Origin of the sequence: Allopontixanthobacter sediminis, assembly GCF_009828115.1 — a bacterium.
GTDB lineage: Bacteria > Pseudomonadota > Alphaproteobacteria > Sphingomonadales > Sphingomonadaceae > Allopontixanthobacter > Allopontixanthobacter sediminis.
The window spans coordinates 288,849-305,310 of the sequence record NZ_WTYL01000001.1 but is presented as its reverse complement, the minus strand read 5'-3'; the positions used below and the strand labels follow the sequence as shown (position 1 = coordinate 305,310).

General features: G+C 64.5%; 18 protein-coding genes. 10 read left to right on the top strand and 8 right to left on the bottom strand.

Annotated features, from left to right (window positions below; all coding sequences use genetic code 11):
- The first annotated feature begins 73 nt into the window (after nucleotides 1-73).
- On the top strand, nucleotides 74-1,009 hold the full coding sequence (locus GRI65_RS01680; protein WP_160754801.1) for an SDR family NAD(P)-dependent oxidoreductase: 936 nt from the start codon (nucleotides 74-76) through the stop codon (nucleotides 1,007-1,009).
- Nucleotides 1,010-1,087: 78 nt separating this feature from the next.
- Nucleotides 1,088-2,227 (top strand): hypothetical protein, encoded by a 1,140-nt coding sequence (locus tag GRI65_RS01675; protein WP_160754800.1) that lies wholly within the window; start codon nucleotides 1,088-1,090, stop codon nucleotides 2,225-2,227.
- Here the strand turns inward: GRI65_RS01675 and GRI65_RS01670 are convergent.
- The 4 genes from GRI65_RS01670 to GRI65_RS01655 form a co-directional block, all read right to left on the bottom strand.
- Nucleotides 2,224-2,586, bottom strand: a complete 363-nt coding sequence (locus GRI65_RS01670) for a DUF2794 domain-containing protein (RefSeq protein WP_160754799.1) — start codon at nucleotides 2,584-2,586, stop codon at nucleotides 2,224-2,226. The genes GRI65_RS01675 and GRI65_RS01670 overlap by 4 nt on opposite strands.
- The gene (gene epsC, locus GRI65_RS01665) at nucleotides 2,586-3,290 is read right to left on the bottom strand and encodes a serine O-acetyltransferase EpsC (RefSeq protein WP_160754798.1); all 705 of its coding nucleotides are present in this window, start codon (nucleotides 3,288-3,290) and stop codon (nucleotides 2,586-2,588) included. Before epsC ends, GRI65_RS01670 begins: the two co-directional genes overlap by 1 nt.
- Nucleotides 3,291-3,376: 86 nt before the next feature.
- The gene (locus tag GRI65_RS01660; RefSeq protein WP_160755550.1) at nucleotides 3,377-3,988 is read right to left on the bottom strand and encodes a P-loop NTPase family protein; all 612 of its coding nucleotides are present in this window, start codon (nucleotides 3,986-3,988) and stop codon (nucleotides 3,377-3,379) included.
- A 22-nt stretch (nucleotides 3,989-4,010) separates the two neighbouring features.
- On the bottom strand, nucleotides 4,011-5,303 hold the full coding sequence (locus tag GRI65_RS01655) for a heavy-metal-associated domain-containing protein (RefSeq protein ID WP_160754797.1): 1,293 nt from the start codon (nucleotides 5,301-5,303) through the stop codon (nucleotides 4,011-4,013).
- Between the two features lie 69 nt (nucleotides 5,304-5,372).
- Between GRI65_RS01655 and purM the strand changes: the two genes are divergently transcribed.
- From purM to GRI65_RS01640, 3 genes are all read left to right on the top strand, one after another.
- A complete protein-coding gene (gene purM, locus GRI65_RS01650; RefSeq protein ID WP_160754796.1) occupies nucleotides 5,373-6,491 on the top strand; it encodes a phosphoribosylformylglycinamidine cyclo-ligase in 1,119 nt (372 codons plus the stop codon).
- Nucleotides 6,484-7,068 (top strand): phosphoribosylglycinamide formyltransferase, encoded by a 585-nt coding sequence (gene purN / locus GRI65_RS01645; protein WP_160754795.1) that lies wholly within the window; start codon nucleotides 6,484-6,486, stop codon nucleotides 7,066-7,068. The genes purM and purN overlap by 8 nt, the downstream gene beginning before the upstream one ends.
- Nucleotides 7,069-7,198: 130 nt before the next feature.
- Nucleotides 7,199-7,585, top strand: a complete 387-nt coding sequence (locus GRI65_RS01640) for a hypothetical protein (RefSeq protein ID WP_160754794.1) — start codon at nucleotides 7,199-7,201, stop codon at nucleotides 7,583-7,585.
- An 81-nt stretch (nucleotides 7,586-7,666) separates the two neighbouring features.
- On the opposite strand, the gene ndk is transcribed toward GRI65_RS01640, so the two are convergent.
- From ndk to GRI65_RS01620, 4 genes are all read right to left on the bottom strand, one after another.
- Nucleotides 7,667-8,089, bottom strand: coding sequence for a nucleoside-diphosphate kinase (gene ndk / locus GRI65_RS01635; RefSeq protein ID WP_160754793.1), 423 nt, complete (start codon nucleotides 8,087-8,089; stop codon nucleotides 7,667-7,669).
- Between the two features lie 89 nt (nucleotides 8,090-8,178).
- Nucleotides 8,179-8,616 (bottom strand): DNA polymerase III subunit chi, encoded by a 438-nt coding sequence (locus GRI65_RS01630; RefSeq protein ID WP_160754792.1) that lies wholly within the window; start codon nucleotides 8,614-8,616, stop codon nucleotides 8,179-8,181.
- A complete protein-coding gene (locus tag GRI65_RS15425) occupies nucleotides 8,606-8,815 on the bottom strand; it encodes a DUF2256 domain-containing protein (protein WP_160754791.1) in 210 nt (69 codons plus the stop codon). The genes GRI65_RS01630 and GRI65_RS15425 overlap by 11 nt, the downstream gene beginning before the upstream one ends.
- A gap of 10 nt (nucleotides 8,816-8,825) precedes the next feature.
- A complete protein-coding gene (locus GRI65_RS01620; protein WP_160754790.1) occupies nucleotides 8,826-10,322 on the bottom strand; it encodes a leucyl aminopeptidase in 1,497 nt (498 codons plus the stop codon).
- A 109-nt stretch (nucleotides 10,323-10,431) separates the two neighbouring features.
- Here GRI65_RS01620 and GRI65_RS01615 point away from each other — a divergent pair, with 109 nt between their 5' ends.
- From GRI65_RS01615 to GRI65_RS01595, 5 genes are all read left to right on the top strand, one after another.
- Nucleotides 10,432-12,771, top strand: coding sequence for an LPS-assembly protein LptD (locus tag GRI65_RS01615; RefSeq protein WP_232843882.1), 2,340 nt, complete (start codon nucleotides 10,432-10,434; stop codon nucleotides 12,769-12,771).
- 172 nt (nucleotides 12,772-12,943) lie between these two features.
- Nucleotides 12,944-14,287, top strand: a complete 1,344-nt coding sequence (locus GRI65_RS01610) for a peptidylprolyl isomerase (protein WP_332872574.1) — start codon at nucleotides 12,944-12,946, stop codon at nucleotides 14,285-14,287.
- Between the two features lie 31 nt (nucleotides 14,288-14,318).
- Nucleotides 14,319-15,329, top strand: coding sequence for a 4-hydroxythreonine-4-phosphate dehydrogenase PdxA (gene pdxA, locus GRI65_RS01605; RefSeq protein ID WP_232843881.1), 1,011 nt, complete (start codon nucleotides 14,319-14,321; stop codon nucleotides 15,327-15,329).
- Between the two features lie 66 nt (nucleotides 15,330-15,395).
- The gene (rsmA, locus tag GRI65_RS01600; protein ID WP_160754788.1) at nucleotides 15,396-16,223 is read left to right on the top strand and encodes a 16S rRNA (adenine(1518)-N(6)/adenine(1519)-N(6))-dimethyltransferase RsmA; all 828 of its coding nucleotides are present in this window, start codon (nucleotides 15,396-15,398) and stop codon (nucleotides 16,221-16,223) included.
- Nucleotides 16,224-16,284: 61 nt separating this feature from the next.
- Entirely contained in the window at nucleotides 16,285-16,452 is a 168-nt protein-coding gene (locus GRI65_RS01595; protein ID WP_160754787.1) for a hypothetical protein, read from the top strand.
- Nucleotides 16,453-16,462 lie beyond the last annotated feature (10 nt).

Here is a 16,462-nt window from a genome sequence, read left to right as displayed (position 1 = left end):
GCCGTGCCATTCCGCCCGGGTCCGTGGCCCCACCACTATGGCAACCGGCCCGTAATTCAAGATGGAGAACACCATGTCGATTTCGTTCAAGGATCGCGTCGCAATCGTAACCGGTGCCGGCGGCGGTCTCGGCAAGGAATATGCACTGGAACTGGCCCGCCGCGGCGCCAAGGTCGTGGTCAACGACCTCGGCGGATCGCGCGATGGCACCGGCACCTCCGACGCAGCGGCGCAAGTCGTGGCCGAAATCGAGGAAATGGGCGGCGAGGCGATGGCCAACGGCGCGTCCGTTACCGAATACGGCCAGATGGAAAAGATGGTTGCCGACGCCAAGCAGAAATGGGGCGGCGTCCATATCCTGATCAACAACGCCGGCGTCCTGCGCGACAAGAGCTTCGCCAAGATGAGCCCGGAAGATTTCGAATTTGTCGTTCGCGTCCACCTGCTCGGCTCCGCCTATGCCACCAAGGCATGCTGGGACCTGTTCCGCGACCAGGCCTATGGCCGCATCCTGATGACCGCCAGTTCAACCGGCCTGTTCGGCAATTTCGGCCAGGCAAACTACGGCGCGGCCAAGCTCGGCCTCGCCGGCCTGACCAAGACGCTCCATCTCGAAGGCGCGAAGTACAACATCCGCTGTAACTCGCTCAGCCCCGTCGCCGGCACGCGGATGACGGAAGACATCTTCCCGGAACAGGCGTTTGAATTGTTCAGCCCGACCAATGTCGTTCCGGCCGCACTGTACCTGGTGAGCGAGGACTCCCCCACCAACGCCATCGTCGGCGCGGGTGCGGGCGGTTTCCATTCCGCCTGGGTCACGATGAACGATGCCGTCTGGCTAAAGGAAGAAGACCGCACGGTCGAAGGCTTTGCCGCGCGGTGGGACGACATCAGCAGCATGACCAACCTGAAGGCGCCGCAATCGGGCAGCGAACAGAGCGCGGAAATCCTCAAGGCCATGCAGAAAGTGCTCGGCCCCGATGGTGCGCCGTCTTCCGCACGGGGATAATGGCTGGCCGTCAATCACTGTATTGACTGACTAACACACTCGGCGTATCCCCCTGGAAATCGAAGGGGGATACGCCGCATGTACAGCCAGGACGAAATCAATTCCGCAGTCAGCGCGGGAGTGCTGCCTCCCGAAATAGCGGACAAGCTCCGCGCTCATGTGGTGAATATCCGCGAACGGCCGGTGTCCGACGAAGAGCATTTCCGCTTCGTCAGCAGCTTCAACGATATCTTCGTGGCGATTGGCGTGGTGATCCTGCTGTTCGCGGTGGCCGCCATCGGGCAAGCCCTGGGACGCGCAGCCTTCCCCGTCGATACAAGTAATTTAGGCGATTATTCGGGTTACGCACGCCGACAGGGCGCGGAAATGATGTTCGGTGCCGCCCTTGTCGCAGCAACCGCCTGGCCGTTGGCAGAATTCTTTACCCGCAAACGCCGCATGGCATTTCCGAGCATCATCCTGCTGCTCGCGTTCGTGTTCGGCACCCTGTTTACCTTTCTCGGGCTGACAATGACCATCGCCGGGAGCGACAACATCAGCACCGAGGGCGAGTACATCCTTGCCGCTTTCGCGTCAGTCTCCGGACTGTTGGCGGCGGGCGGTGCATGGCTGCACTGGCGGCGGTTCGGTGTGCCGATCACGATTGCCGCCGGTGCGGGCGCGCTGGCGATTTTCGCGATCATGCTTGTGGTGGCGGCATTGGCTGGCAGCACCGACCTTGAGGCGGAGGACATCTTCCTGCCGCTGATATTCCTGTCGGGTATCGCCATCTTTGCCTTCGCCATGCGGTGGGACATGACCGACCGTGAGCGTCAGACCCGCCGCAGCGATGTCGCGTTCTGGCTGCACCTTCTGGCCGCGCCGATGATCGCCCACCCGCTGTTCTACTGGATCGGCGTAACCGAGGGACGGGACATCGGGGTCGGTGCGGCAGCGGGAGTGCTCGCGGTTTATGTCGCGATGGGCCTGGTGGCGCTGGCGATCGACCGGCGCGCGCTGCTGGTGTCCGCCCTCGCCTACGTACTGGTAACGCTCGCGTCGCTGTTCGACCGGTTCGGCGCGGTCGAACTCAACGTTGCCCTGACGGCGCTGGTCATCGGATCAGCCCTGCTGACACTGTCGGCGTTCTGGACCCCGATCCGGCAGGTGGTGGTCGGACAACTCCCCGTTACCGTGCGGGGCAGACTTCCGGCTTCCGGTAATTTGCTGGCGGCTTAAACCGCCTTCACCAAACGCCGCTCTACCGGGGCGAGGACGCCGGCTATGTCATGGCCGCGCTTCAGGACCTGGCCGTGTTCGCCGTAGAGTGTCCACATGCCCTGCTTGCCGCGTAGCGCCGGACGTTTCTCGACCCGCATCTGCGGGCGCTCTGCAGCGCGACGAAACGCGTCGAACACCGCGACGTCGCGGGTAAAGTCCATCGCGTAGTCGCGCCATTCCCCGGCAGCGACCATCCGGCCGTACAAATCCATGATCCGCCCGAGTTCGGCGCGCTCGAAGCACACCTGCAGCGGTACGCGGCCCTGTGTTGGACCGCCGGGAAACGGGACGACGGAGCCCGGTGAGCGCGCCGCCATCAGCTATCCGTGCCGCTGCGCTGCGCCGGGGCCTGTTCGCCCGACTTGAGCGCTTCCAGTTCGCTGCGCATTTCCGCCATCTGGCGCTGCAGTTCCTCGATCCGGCGAATACCCGTGCCGACCATTTCCTCGCAAGGTTCGTCGCACGGGGTGCCGTAGGGAATGAATTCGCGAACCCATTCCTCCGCCGAAACCAGCGTGCTGCGGGCCTTCAGGCCGACCATCGTCGCCCCTTCGGGCACATCGTCCAGTACCACGGCGTTGGCGCCGACGCGGGCGCGCTTGCCAACCGTGATCGGGCCGATGATCTGCGCGCCGGACCCGATGATGACATTGTCCTCCAGCGTGGGATGGCGCTTGCCGCCTCGCCCATTGGTCGGGTTGGTCCCGCCCAGGGTGACGCACTGGTAGATCGTGACATTATCGCCGATCTCGGCAGTTTCCCCGATCACGGTAAAGCCGTGGTCGATGAAGAAATTGCGCCCGATGGTCGCGCCGGGGTGGATATCGATGGCGGTGATCATGCGGCTGAAATGGTTGACCAGCCGGGCCAGGAAATACAGTTGCGCGCCGAACAGCCAATGCGCCACGCGGTGCAGGCCGAGCGCCCAGACGCCGGGATACAGCAGCACTTCCCAGCGCGAGCGCGGTGCTGGATCGCGCGCACGGATGGAATCGAGATAGGAAGTCAAACCGTCAAACATCGGAACAATATCCTTTCACGCGCCTTCTGTTCCCGCCTTGAAACGTCAGAAGGCGATTCTTCCACCAAAGCGGCCCTAACGCAAGGTCACAGCAACTTGGGCTGCTCCGCCCCCTGCACCGCTTCCAGCGCATCGCGCCAGATGGACAGCGTGGCGGGCGCCTTGCGTTCCAGGCTCAGACGGTCGATCGTCGCAATCAGCCGTTCGATGTCCGCGAAGCTGCGAACCGCGCGCGGCGCGAGATACGTAAGCGCCCCTTCGCCCAATACAAGCGCGCGCTGCTCCGCCAGGCTTTCCATCAGCCCGGCCACCATCGCATCGTCGGGCGCGGCAATTTCCAGGTGAAGCGCTGCGCCAAGGCGGGAACGCAGGTCCGGCAGCGCGATTTCCCACGGCTGCGCGTCGCTGATCAGCAGCAGCGGACGGCCATCTTCCTGCGCGCGGTTCCAGCGGTGGAACAAATCGGTCTCGTCAAGTGTGTTGGCGCTGTCCACCACATCGCCCTTCCCCTCGAGGGCGAACCAGCGGCCGAGCAGGCTCTTGCCCGAGCGGGCCGACCCGGTCAGTATCGCGGTGCGAAACGGCCACTCCGCAGGCGCACGCAGGGCCTCGATCACGGTCTGGTTGGCGTTACCGACCACGATCCGCTGCGGATCGGCAGCCCGCCGATGCGCCAGAGGCAGGGCGATCTGCGACATGTCCCGCGCCATGGCCCGCGCCCTATCGGCTGATGGCGAGCGCGTTGTTGCCCTGCGTCACGGTGAAGCCGCGCCCACGCAGAGCCGCCGCCAGTTGTTCGAGAGTCCCGCCGAAACTCACCCGCATCACGCTGGTGCCGCCGATCGCCAGGCTGCTGGTCGCCGCGCCCCGGACACCGGGGGCAGCCCTCACCGCAGCCAGCGTCGCATCGACGGAGCCGCCATCGGGGCTGGCAAATTGCACCACATAGCTGGAAACGGCCGCCGCCGGTGTGCTCGGCGCCTCGGGCGGAGCCTCGGTTTCCGCTGCTGCGGAAGCGGACGCCGCATCGCGCCTTGCACGTTCGTTCGCCTCCGCCGCGCGGCCGATTTCGATCAGCCGCTGCAGCGCCGGATCGAGCGTCGGCGCACCCAGGTTCAATGTCGGGTCGGGGCGCAATTTCCCGTCGGCGAGTGCCTGTTCGAAAACATCGTCCATCCGCTCTACCGCCTGGCCGAACATGCGCGGAATATCCGCGTCATTCTCCGCCGTCAGGGTGAAGCTTCCGAGATAGGTATTGTCCGGTCCATAACGGGCGGTGAAGCGCCCCTCGACGGGTCCGCCCGGCCACTGCCGTTCCAGGTGGACGATCGGGATCAGCACGTCCGCGGCGTCGAACTGGTCAAGAACATTGCGCCACCAGATGCGGCTGCGGCGGCTGGTCTGTCCGTAGGTAATCAGCAGCGAATCGCCATTTGCACCCGAAGGGCGAACATAGTCGATCCGGCTGCCGCCCGCCTGGTATTCCGCCCATGCGCGCTGCCACGGATTGACCATTTCATAGACCCGGGCCGTGCCGCCTTCGAAGGTAACCGGGACCAGCAGCATCGGTGCGGAGCGGGCGCGCTGCGCACCGGAACCGAGCATCCGCCCGGCCCGCGCGCGGTCGAAAATCACCCCCAGCGTCGCAATGTAACGGCGCGGTCCGATCCGTTCCTGGTCGATCACTACGGCGGTTACCATCGAATCGAGCTGGGAATCGGACAATTCCGGACCGCCAAGCTTCTTCCACGCCAATCGCTGCGCTTCCGCCCAGCCTTTCTTCTGCGCATCCTCGGCATTGTCGCCGCGCACATCGACCTGGATGCCGCCGACGTCGATATCGCTGCTGCTGACTACGGCGGCGATACCGCGGTCCCCTTCCACCTGCGCGAGCAGTGCCCGGCCCGCGAGAACCGCCAGCACCAGCACCGCGAGCGCGATCAACCCGCTTCGCAGCGTCGGGCGAAAGATGCCGTCGCGCACGGCGGCTGGAAGGGAGGACGAATGAGTCATCGGGGAAAACTTGGGGCCTTTTGCCCAATGACACGTGGAAATCCAAGCGCGAATGCGTAAAGCATGCGCATGCCTGACGATAACCCCGCGAATAACTCCCCGCCAGAGAGCTACACCTATGCGAAAGCCGGTGTCTCGATCGATGCGGGCAACGCCCTCGTCAAGGCGATCGGCCCGCTGGTGAAAGCCACCGCGCGGCCCGGCGCGACGTCCGAACTGGGCGGTTTCGGCGGCTTTTTCGATCCGAAGGCGGCGGGTTATAAAGATCCTCTGCTGGTGGCCGCGAATGACGGGGTGGGCACAAAGCTTAAACTGGCTATCGACCACGACCGGCACGATTCGGTCGGGATCGACCTCGTCGCGATGTGCGTCAACGACCTGATCGTCCAGGGCGCGGAGCCGCTGTTCTTCCTCGACTATTTCGCCACTGGAAAGCTGGAAACCGGCATTGCCGAGCGGGTGGTCGCGGGCATCGCGGAAGGCTGCCTGACCGCCGGCTGCGCGCTGATCGGCGGCGAAACGGCGGAGATGCCCGGCATGTACGCTCCGGGTGATTACGATCTGGCCGGATTTTGCGTCGGCGCAGTCGAGCGCGGCGAGCAATTGACCGGCGACAAGGTTGCCCCGGGGCAGGTGCTGCTCGGCCTCGCCAGTTCCGGCGTCCATTCCAACGGCTATTCGCTTGTCAGGCGCCTGGCGGAGGACAAGGGCTGGAAGCTGAACCGCCCCGCCCTGTTCGATCCCGACCGGCTGCTGATCGACCACCTGATCGAGCCGACCCGAATTTACGTGAAGAGCCTGCTTCCCGCGATCCGCAGCGGCCGGATCGCCGCCTGCGCGCATATCACCGGCGGCGGCCTGCTCGAAAATATCCCGCGCGTTCTGCCGGAAGGGGCGCATGCAGTGGTCGATGCGGACGGTTGGCAGCAGCCGCGGCTGATGGCCTTCCTGCAAGGCCAGGGAAATATCGAACCGGAAGAAATGGCCCGCACCTTCAATTGCGGCGTCGGCATGGTGCTGGTGGTCGAACCCGGCGATGTCGACGCGCTGACCGCCGAACTCACCGCCGCAGGCGAAACCGTGGTCCGGGTCGGTGAGATCGTGGCGGGTGACAAGGGTTGCACCGTCCGCGGATCGGCCGGGACATGGTCGGCGAAAGCGGATTGGGAAGCCAGCCACCTTGGCTGACACGACGCCCGTCGCGGTGTTCATTTCGGGCAGCGGGACCAACATGGCCGCGTTGCTCTATGCCAGCCGGATGGCGGGCGCGCAGTACCGGATCGTGCTGGTCGCCAGCAACGACCCGGCGGCGGAGGGGCTGAAACTGGCTGCGGCGGAAGGGATCGCCACCTTCGCCCTGCCGCACAGGGGCATGACCCGCGCCGCGCATGATGCCGCGATGGAGGCCGCAGCGGTGGATGCTGGGGCAGAGATGATCGTGCTGGCGGGATACATGCGCATCCTGTCGGACGAATTCGTCGACCGCTGGGCGGGCCGGATGCTCAATATCCACCCCTCGCTGCTGCCCAAGTACCGCGGTCTCGACACCTATGCCCGCGCGCTGGAAGCTGGCGACACCGTTGCGGGCGCCAGCGTGCACCTGGTCAGCCGCGAACTCGACGCAGGCGAGGTTCTGGGACAGGCCGAAGTAGCGGTCTTCCCGGACGACACGGCGGAGACACTCGCAGCGCGTGTGCGGCTGGCAGAACACCAGCTCTACCCTCGCGTCCTGAGCGATTATGCCGGGCGCACTGCCCGCCGCTAATTCCCCGGGCGCCTGTTCGAATTTGCAATTGCACAGAATCGGCGTAGCGTCCCCCCGGGGTCGCGGAACGCGGCCATGGCTACCGCCATGCCGCCTTGAACCGATAGGGGACTACATGAGAAAATTCCTGATGATATCCGCACTTGCCGGACTGGCAGCGTGCTCACCCGCAGAAACAACCAACGAAGCCGAAGCGCCGACCGAAGTGGTCGAGGCGCCCGTGGTAACAACCGCAGCGGACGGCGGCCCCAGTACCGGCGCGTTCAAGATCACGGACGCCGACGGGAAGGTGACGATGGAAGATATCCGCGCCGACGGGACCTACACCTCGACCACCGAAGGCGAAGCGGCGAAAACCGGCCGATGGGAACAGAAATCGCCGGAAAGCTACTGCACGACCGAGGACGAAGAAGGCGCGGTCCAGAAATGCCACACCGAAACCATTGACGAAAACGGTGTCTGGACCTCGACCGACCCGGATGGCGAAGTCGTGACCGTGGAACGCGTCGAAGCCTGACGAGAACCGCCACTGCATTCCAATAAAAAACCCGCCGGATCACTCCGGCGGGCTTTTTGTATCGCTAACACGGCAATCAAATCAGCCGACGATTTCTTCCGGCTTGAAGAAATAGGCGATTTCGATTGCGGCGTTTTCGTCCGAATCCGAACCGTGGACGGTGTTGGCTTCGATGCTTTCGGCCAGTTCGCCGCGGATCGTGCCGGCAGCGGCGTCCTTGGGGTTGGTCGCGCCCATGATGTCGCGGTTGCGCTGCATGGCTTCTTCACCTTCGAGGACCTGAACCACGACCGGGCCGCTGATCATGAAATCGACCAGTTCGCCGAAGAATGGGCGTTCCTTGTGCACGGCGTAGAAGCCTTCGGCCTGTTCGCGGCTCATGTGGATGCGCTTGGAAGCGACGACGCGCAGGCCGGCTTCTTCCAGCATCTTGGTTACGGCGCCGGTAATGTTGCGGCGGGTGGCATCGGGTTTGATGATCGAAAAGGTGCGGGTAACCGCCATGGGAAATTCCTGATTTGGTGGGTGATCGAGGGGAAATGTGTTGCGCGCGCCCCTAGCGCCGCCGCGAATTTAGCGCAAGGCCAACGTGCTCAGCCCATCTCGCGCCATTTGCCGCCGTCCTGCTTCCAGAAATGGCGTTCCATCGCTTCCGCCTTGCCCAGCGCGGTCCAGCATTCGCGGGCTTCCTGCCGCCGGTCTTCGCCAAACAACAGGAAGACGCGGTCGAAACCGGCGCTTTCCTCCCGCCATTTGCCATCGGCGAGGATGACGAATCGCGCCTTGTTCGCTGCTGCCGGTTCGGCAGAGATAAGCACCGGTTGGCGATTCTCGTGACCCTCACCCGCGGTCCCGTGCGCCAGAAAGGCTTCGGATGCCGCAGTCCACAGCGCCTGGTCGATCCGCATCCTCTGTTCGGCATCGCCCGACACCACCAGCACGCGTTCCCCTGCCTGTTTCGCGGCGCGCGCCAGCAGCGGAACCACCGCTTCCGCCGGATCGCGGTCGAGCAGGTAGAAATCAACTCGCATCGACATCCGGGGTGAAGATGATCGGGTTTTTCGCGGAGGTTTTCTTCACCGCCGTACTGCTCTTCGACCGGCGGCACCGTTCCGAGCAATAGCGGACGTTGTCCCACTCGCGCGCCCATTTCTTGCGCCAGTTGAACGGCAGGCCGCACGTCAGGCAGATCTTGCTGGGCAATTCAGCCTTGTGGGATGTGCGGGCCATCGGCTTTCCTTCAGGCTTCGAACGTGTCGCGGATGTACTGGTCCATCAGGCGGACACCGAAACCGGTCGCGCCCTTGTCCCATGTGGTCCCGGCCTTGTCGGACCAGGCCATGCCCGCGATGTCGCAATGCGCCCACGGCGTGCCCTTGGCGATGAAGCGCTGGAGGAACTGCGCCGCGGTAATCGAACCTGCGCCGCGCGGTCCGACGTTCTTCATGTCCGCGATCGGACTGTCGATCAGCTTGTCATAGGCCGGTGCCAGCGGCATCCGCCACAGCTTGTCGCCAGTGGTCTTGCCCGCCGCGTCGAGTTTCGCCGCGAGATCGTCGTCGTTCGAGAACAGGCCGGCATATTCGTTGCCGAGCGAGATGATGATCGCGCCGGTCAGCGTGGCGAAATCGACGATGGCCAGCGGGGAAAACTCCTGCTGCGCCCAGTGCAGTGCGTCGCACAGGACCAGCCGGCCTTCCGCGTCGGTGTTGATCACTTCGATGGTCTGGCCGGACATGGAGGTTACCACGTCACCCGGGCGCTGAGCCTTGCCGTCGGGCATATTCTCCACGAGGCCCATCACGCCGACGACGTTCGCCTTCGCCTTGCGGGTTGCCAGCGCCAGCATTGCGCCGGCCACCGCGCCCGCGCCGCCCATGTCCCATTTCATGTCTTCCATGCCCGGGCCGGGTTTCAGCGAGATACCGCCAGTGTCGAAGGTGACGCCCTTGCCGACAAAGCACATCGGCTTCGCGCCCGCATCGCCGCCATTCCAGCGAATCGCCAGGATGCGGCTGGGCTGTTCGGAACCCAGGCCCACGCCGAGCAGCGATCCCATGCCCAGTTCCGCCATCTTGTCGTCATCCAGCACGATCAGTTCCGCGCCGGTGCCTTCGAACATTTTCTGGCATTTTTCGACGAAGCTGACGGGGAAAACCTTGTTGGCCGGTTCCGCCACCAGATGGCGGGTGAACTCGACGCCAGCAGCAACGGCAGCAGCATCCGCCCACGCCGCGTCGGTGCCCTCGGGCGCGCCGACCACAGTCACGGTTTTCAGGCTGATTTTCTGGTCTTCCTTCAGCTTGGTGCGGTATTCGTCATGCCGCCAGCCGCGCAAGCGCACGCCGAGCAGGACGGAGGCCGCGTCTTTCGCGCCAAGTCCGCTGTCCGTCAGGTCGAGCACCATCGACGTTTCACCCGAGGTCAGGAATTTCGCTGTCAGTGCCGCGCCGGCCTTTTCCAGGTTGGTCCGGCGATCGCCTGCTTTGGCACCGCCGCCGTTATTGCCATTGTCGCCGCCCGCAGGATCGCCTGCGCCGGCAATGGCAACACGCAGGATCTCGCCGGAACGCTCGACGAAACCGTCGAAAACCTGGCCCGCGTTGCCCTTGAACCGGGCCGTCTTGGCGCCCTCCACCAGCGATGTTTCGAGACCGGCGGGCATGGCACCCTTGTTTGCGATCAGGGCGACCAGCTTGGTACCGGCGGGGATTGTCTGGCTGAAGTCGATGTTCATGGAAGCTCCGAAAGGCAAAAGATAATGTATGGGCGCGGATCACGGCAGCACAAGGGCAGCGCTTCGCTTGGCGATTGCGATTAGGCGCGGGCAGTGCGATAGGCAACCCATGCCCCCCGCCGACCCCAGCCCGACTGGCTACAGCCAATTGGCAGACCAAGACAAGATCGCGCCGCCCTCCATGAACCATATCCGATCTTCCCGCACCACCGGTTTGCTGGCCTTCGCGCTGGCAGGTTTCACCGCGCCGTGCGCCTATGGTTCGGCGCTGGCGCAGGAGGCGCCGCCCCCACCCGCAACCGCAGAGGCCGTAGCCGAACCCGCGGCCGAGACTACGGCGGAACCGCGCGAAATCGATTTCGAGGCGAACAATCTCGCCTACGATTCGGAAAACGAAGTGGTGACCGCCAGCGGCAACGTGGTGCTGCGCAGCGAAGACCAGTCGGTGCGCGCGCAGGAAGTCAGCTGGAACCGCAAGAGCGGCCAGATTACCGCATCGGGAGATGTCCGATTCGTCGATCAGGATGGCAACCAGCTCTATACCGAGCGGCTGGAGCTGAACGACAAATTCGAAACCGGCGCGATGGAGGACTTGCTGCTAGCCCTGCGCGAAGGGGGCCGCCTCGCCGCCAACAGCGGCAGCCGCGGCGAAGACGGCACCATCACCCTCAACCAGGCGGCTTACAGCGCGTGCGCGGTCGAAGATTCGGACGGATGCCCCAAGAAGCCCAGTTGGCGGGTGACCGCGGACCGGGTGACTTATGATCCGGAAAACCGCCGCGTCCGGTTTCGTGGAGCCTATCTCGAATTGTTCGGCGCGCGGCTGCTGCCGCTACCGGGTCTTGCCCTGCGCACCGACAGCGGCGCCGCATCCGGCTTCATGGTGCCCGATTTCCGCATCGGCCAGTCCAACGGGCTGGAAGTATCGGGCAGTTATTATTGGCGCATGGCGGATAACCGGGACCTGACACTGGTCGGCACGGTGTTCACCGAAGCACCGCCGATGGTGTCCGGCACCTATCGCCACCTGGTCGACAAGGGAGCGTACCAGATTACCGGCTACCTGACCGAAAGCCGCCGGATTTCCAGCTTTACCGGCGATCCGACCTCTGAGCGGGACTTGCGCGGCTATCTGGCGGCGAACGGAAAATTCCAGTTCAACCCGGAATGGAGCGTCAGCGGGTCGGTTCGCCTCGCCACCGACCGGACGTTCCTGCGCCGTTACGATATCAGCAACGACGATCGCCTGCGCTCGACCATCAATGTCGAGCGGATCGACGAGCAGAGTTATTTCTCGTTTGCAGGCTGGGCCACCCAGACGATGCGGCTGGGACAGGATCAGGGACAGGTCCCCATGGTCCTGCCGGTGGTCGATTACCGCCGAAGGCTGGACGATCCGGTGCTGGGCGGCAAGGTGGAACTCCAGCTGAATTCGCTCAACCTGTTCCGCGAGGACGGTCAGGATACCCAGCGCGCCTTCGCCAGCGCGCGGTGGGAACTGCGCGGCATAACCGGCCTGGGCCAGCTCGTTTCGCTGACCGCACTGGCGCGGGGCGATGTCTACCACAGCAGCGACAACGCGCTGACCGACACGGTTACGTATCGCGGTTCGCCTGGCTGGCAGGGCCGCGGCATCGCGGTGGGCGCGGTGGACGTCAAATGGCCGCTCGTCGGCGAATTCCTTGGCGGAACGCAGGTGTTCACCCCGCGTGTGCAGCTGGTGGCCAGCCCCCCGATCCGCAATCTGGCGGTTCCCAACGAGGACAGCCGCGCGATCGACCTCGAGGATTCCAACCTCTTCGCGCTCAACCGCTTCCCCGGCTATGACCGGGTCGAGGACGGGGTCCGGGTTACCTATGGGTTCGACTGGGAAGTGCAGCGCCCCGGCTGGCGCTTCAAAACCACGCTCGGCCAGTCCTACCGGTTCAAGGAAGCATCCGACATCCTGGTGGACGGGACCGGCCTGAGCGAGCGCGTATCCGATTTCGTCGGCCGCACCGAGGTCCGTTTCCGCGACTTCGTCAAGCTGACGCACCGTTACCGGCTGGACAAGGACAGCCTGAAATTGCGCCGTAACGAATTCGACGCCACGGTCGGTTCGCGCCAGACCTATGTCGAGGTCGGCTATCTCAAGCTCAACCGCGACATCGACGAATTCGTCGAGGATTTGCAGGACCGCGAAGAATTGCGCGCCGCGGCCCGCGTGCGCTTTGCCGATTACTGGTCGGTGTTCGGTTCGGGGGTGTTCAACCTGACCGACCGTACCGAGGATCCGACGTTCAATTCCGATGGATTCGAAGCGGTCCGCACCCGGCTGGGCGTCGCCTATGAAGACGATTGCCTGGAACTGGGACTGACCTGGCGGCGCGATTACGTGACCTCGGGCGATGCCGAACGCGGGGACACGTTCCAGTTGTATTTCAACCTGCGCAACCTTGGATTCCGCTAAGCTCTGCGGACCGTCAGGAGCGCGCCAGACTTAGCCACAAGGCGGCAATTGGCAGCGGGCGGCAAACCCGCTATTCAAGCCGCCACTCAGCTACGGTTAAGCCGGATCACGGCAAAACCCGTGCCACGGATCATCGTGCGGGAAGCCCCGCGCCACATATCGGAATTACAGTGTGAGCCAGAATACAATGTCCAAGTTTCTCGCCGGAATCGCCAGCTTCGGTCTGGTCGTGTCCCCTGTTGCCGCGCAGGCGCAGGCCGACGCTACGGTAACCAATACGCTCAACATTCCCGAAAACGCCACTCTGCTGGGCAAGAGCGATCCCAACGTGCGGCGCGCGACTGCGTTGGTGAACGGCGCGGTCATCACCGGCACCGACGTGGACCAGCGCACGGCCTTGCTGGTCGCCGCGTCCGATGGGGAAATTCCCGAGGCGGAATTGCAGCGCGTGCGCGAGCAGGTGCTGCGCAACCTGATCGACGAAACCCTGAAGATCCAGGAAGCGGCGGCACAGGAAATCGTTGTCGAGCGCGAGGAAATCAACCGGCGTTACGCGCAGGTCGCGGCGCAGAATTTCGGGTCCGACACCCCCAAGATGGACGCCTATCTGTCCAGTATCGGTTCTTCTGCCGCATCGCTGAAACGCCAGATCGAGGGCGAAATGGCATGGGAGCGGCTGCAGCGCCGCCAGATTGCGCCGTTCGTGAATGTCTCCGAAGAAGAAGTCCGCGAATTGCTAGAGCGGATGGAAGAATCGCGCGGTACGGAGGAATTCCGGATCGGGGAAATCTTCCTCGCCGCAACCCCCGCCACGCGTGACGCCGTGCTAGAAAATGCGCGCCGGATCGTCCAGCAGCTCCAGCAGGGCGGCAGCTTCGTGGCCTATGCCCGCCAGTTTTCCGACGCTTCGACCGCAGTGGTCGGCGGCGATCTCGGATTTGTCCGGCTCGAAACGCTTCCTGCCGAAATGCAGACCGTGGCCCGCGGGATGCAGGTTGGCCAATTGGTCGGCCCGTTCGAAATTCCCGGCGGTTTCGAGATCATGTATTTGATCGACAAACGCCAGATCCTGATGGCCGATCCGCGCGATGCGGTGCTCAGCCTGAAGCAGATTTCGATCAGTTTCGAACCGGGCGTCACCGAAGCGGTGGCCGCCGGCCGGATCGATGAATTCGGCCAGGTCGTCCAGTCCATGCGCGGCTGCGGGGATGTCGACAACGTCGCTGCGACGGTCAACGCGACCGTAGTAGCGAACGACGCGATCAAGGTCCGCGATCTGCCCGACCGCTTGCAGCCAAGCCTGCTGGAACTGCAAGTGGGGCAATCGACGCCGCCGTTCGGTTCGATCGAAGACGGGGTGAGCGTCCTGATGATGTGCGGACGGGATGATGCCGCGGCTGGCAGTACGCCCGATTTCGAAGAGATGATGGGCCAGATGGAAGGTGACCGGATCGCCAAGCGAGCCCAGCGCTACCTGCGCGACCTGCGCAACGACGCGTATATCGAATATAACTGAGGCTACGATCCTGCCGGACCCCCTTGCTGTGTTGCCCCTCGCGGTATCACTCGGGGATCCGGCGGGGATTGGTCCCGAACTGATCGCCGCCGCCTGGAGAATGCGGCAGGCGGAGCGATTGCCGCCGTTCTTCGTGGTTGGCGGCGCGGATATCCTCGTCGCGGCGGCGGCCTCAGGCGGCCATGACTTGCCGATCATGCGTGTTTCGGGGACCGACGGCGCGGCGGCGGCGTTTGCCGATGCCCTGCCGGTGCTTGAACTGCCGGACGCAGCCAGCCCCGCCTATACCCCCGGACACCCGACCCGCGAAGGTGCCGCGCTGGCGCTGTCCTCGCTTACGCTAGCTACCCGCATGGCTCTGTCCGATGCCGCATCGGGGCTCGTGACCGGGCCGATAGCCAAATCGCTTCTGGCCGAGGTGGGCTTCGACTTTCCCGGCCAGACCGAATTTCTCGCCGCCGCCTGCGATGTGGAGGCGGAAGACGCGGTGATGATGCTCGCCGGGCCGCAGCTGCGCACTGTGCCGCTCACAGTGCATTGCGCGCTGGCCGACGTGCCCGGCCGGCTCACGGCGGAGCTGATCTGCCGCCGCGCGCGGATTACGGCGGCGGCACTGCAGCGCGATTTCGGTATCGACCGCCCCCGCCTCGCCGTAGCCGGATTGAATCCCCATGCGGGCGAGGATGGCAAGTTCGGGGACGAAGAAGCGCGGATCATCGCGCCGGCCATCGCGTCGCTGCGTGCCGAAGGTCTGGAAGTGACCGGTCCCCATCCCGCCGATGCGCTGTTCACCGCCCGTGCACGACCGACCTACGATGCGGCGCTGTGCATGTATCACGACCAGGCGCTGATCCCGCTCAAGACGCTCGATTTCGATTCCGGGGTGAATGTCACGCTGGGCCTTCCGATGATCCGCACCAGTCCTGATCATGGCACCGCCTTCGACATCGCGGGCAAGGGCGTGGCCGATCCCGGCGCAATGATCGCCGCGATCCGCATGGCCGGGGAGATGGCCGCTCGGCGTATGCCAGCGCACCGATAACGCCATCCGGCTCCATTGCCGCCAAGTGGCTCGACTTCGCTCACCGCGAACGGGTAAGGGGCATGGGTGAATAGCCCCTCCCTGCCCCCCTTGCGCGAAGTCATCGCCCGTCACGGCCTCAGCGCATCAAAGGCGCTGGGGCAGAATTTCCTGTTCGATGAACAATTGCTCGCTCGCATCGCCGCCATCCCGGGCGATCTGGCGGGCAAGGCCGTGCTCGAGGTTGGCCCCGGCCCCGGCGGCCTGACCCGCGCATTGCTCCGCGCCGGAGCGCGCGTGACCGCGATCGAGATGGACAGCCGCTGCCTGCCCGCTCTGGCCGAATTGGACGAAGCCTTCCCCGGCCAGCTGCGCGTGATCCAAGGCGACGCACTGAAGATGGACCATGCAGAATTGATGGGCGACGAACCCTTCGCGGTGCTCAGCAATCTGCCCTACAATATCGGGACCGCGCTGTTCGTCCGGTGGCTCGGCGGAGAGAGCTGGCCGCCGCTGTGGACCAGCCTGACGCTGATGTTCCAGCAGGAAGTCGCCCAGCGCATCGTCGCTGCGCCCGGCGGTTCGGCCTTCGGGCGGCTCGCGGTGCTGGCGCAGTGGCGGAGTTCGGCCAGACTGGCGCTGAAGGTTCATCGCAGCGCCTTCACCCCGCCGCCCAAGGTGATGAGCGCAATCGTCCACATCACCCCCGCCGCCATGCCGGAGGGGGTTTCCGCCAGGACCCTGGAAACGGTCACCGCCGCCGCGTTCGGCCAGCGGCGCAAGATGCTCCGGCAAAGCCTCAAAAGTATTCCCGGCGCGCTGGAGGCGCTCGATACGCTGGGTATCGAATCGACCCGCCGGGCCGAGACACTGTCAGTCGAAGAGTTTGTCGCAGTGGCGCGGCGGCTGAGCTGATCCGGATAGATTCTCGGAAAGAATTCAGCCGCCGCACGTTCTACCGGCAAGGAGAACGATTATGGCCAAGGACGGCAACCAACCAAAGAACAAGACCGACAAGAATCCCGCACATCAGACCGGGATGGAAGAAGGCTCGGTCCAGCGTAGCGGTAATTTCCCCAAGGGTACCGATACCCAGCGCGGTAGCGAAGGCGATACGCGCCGCGCCAGCAAGGGTGCCCGCTAGAATAACCTGA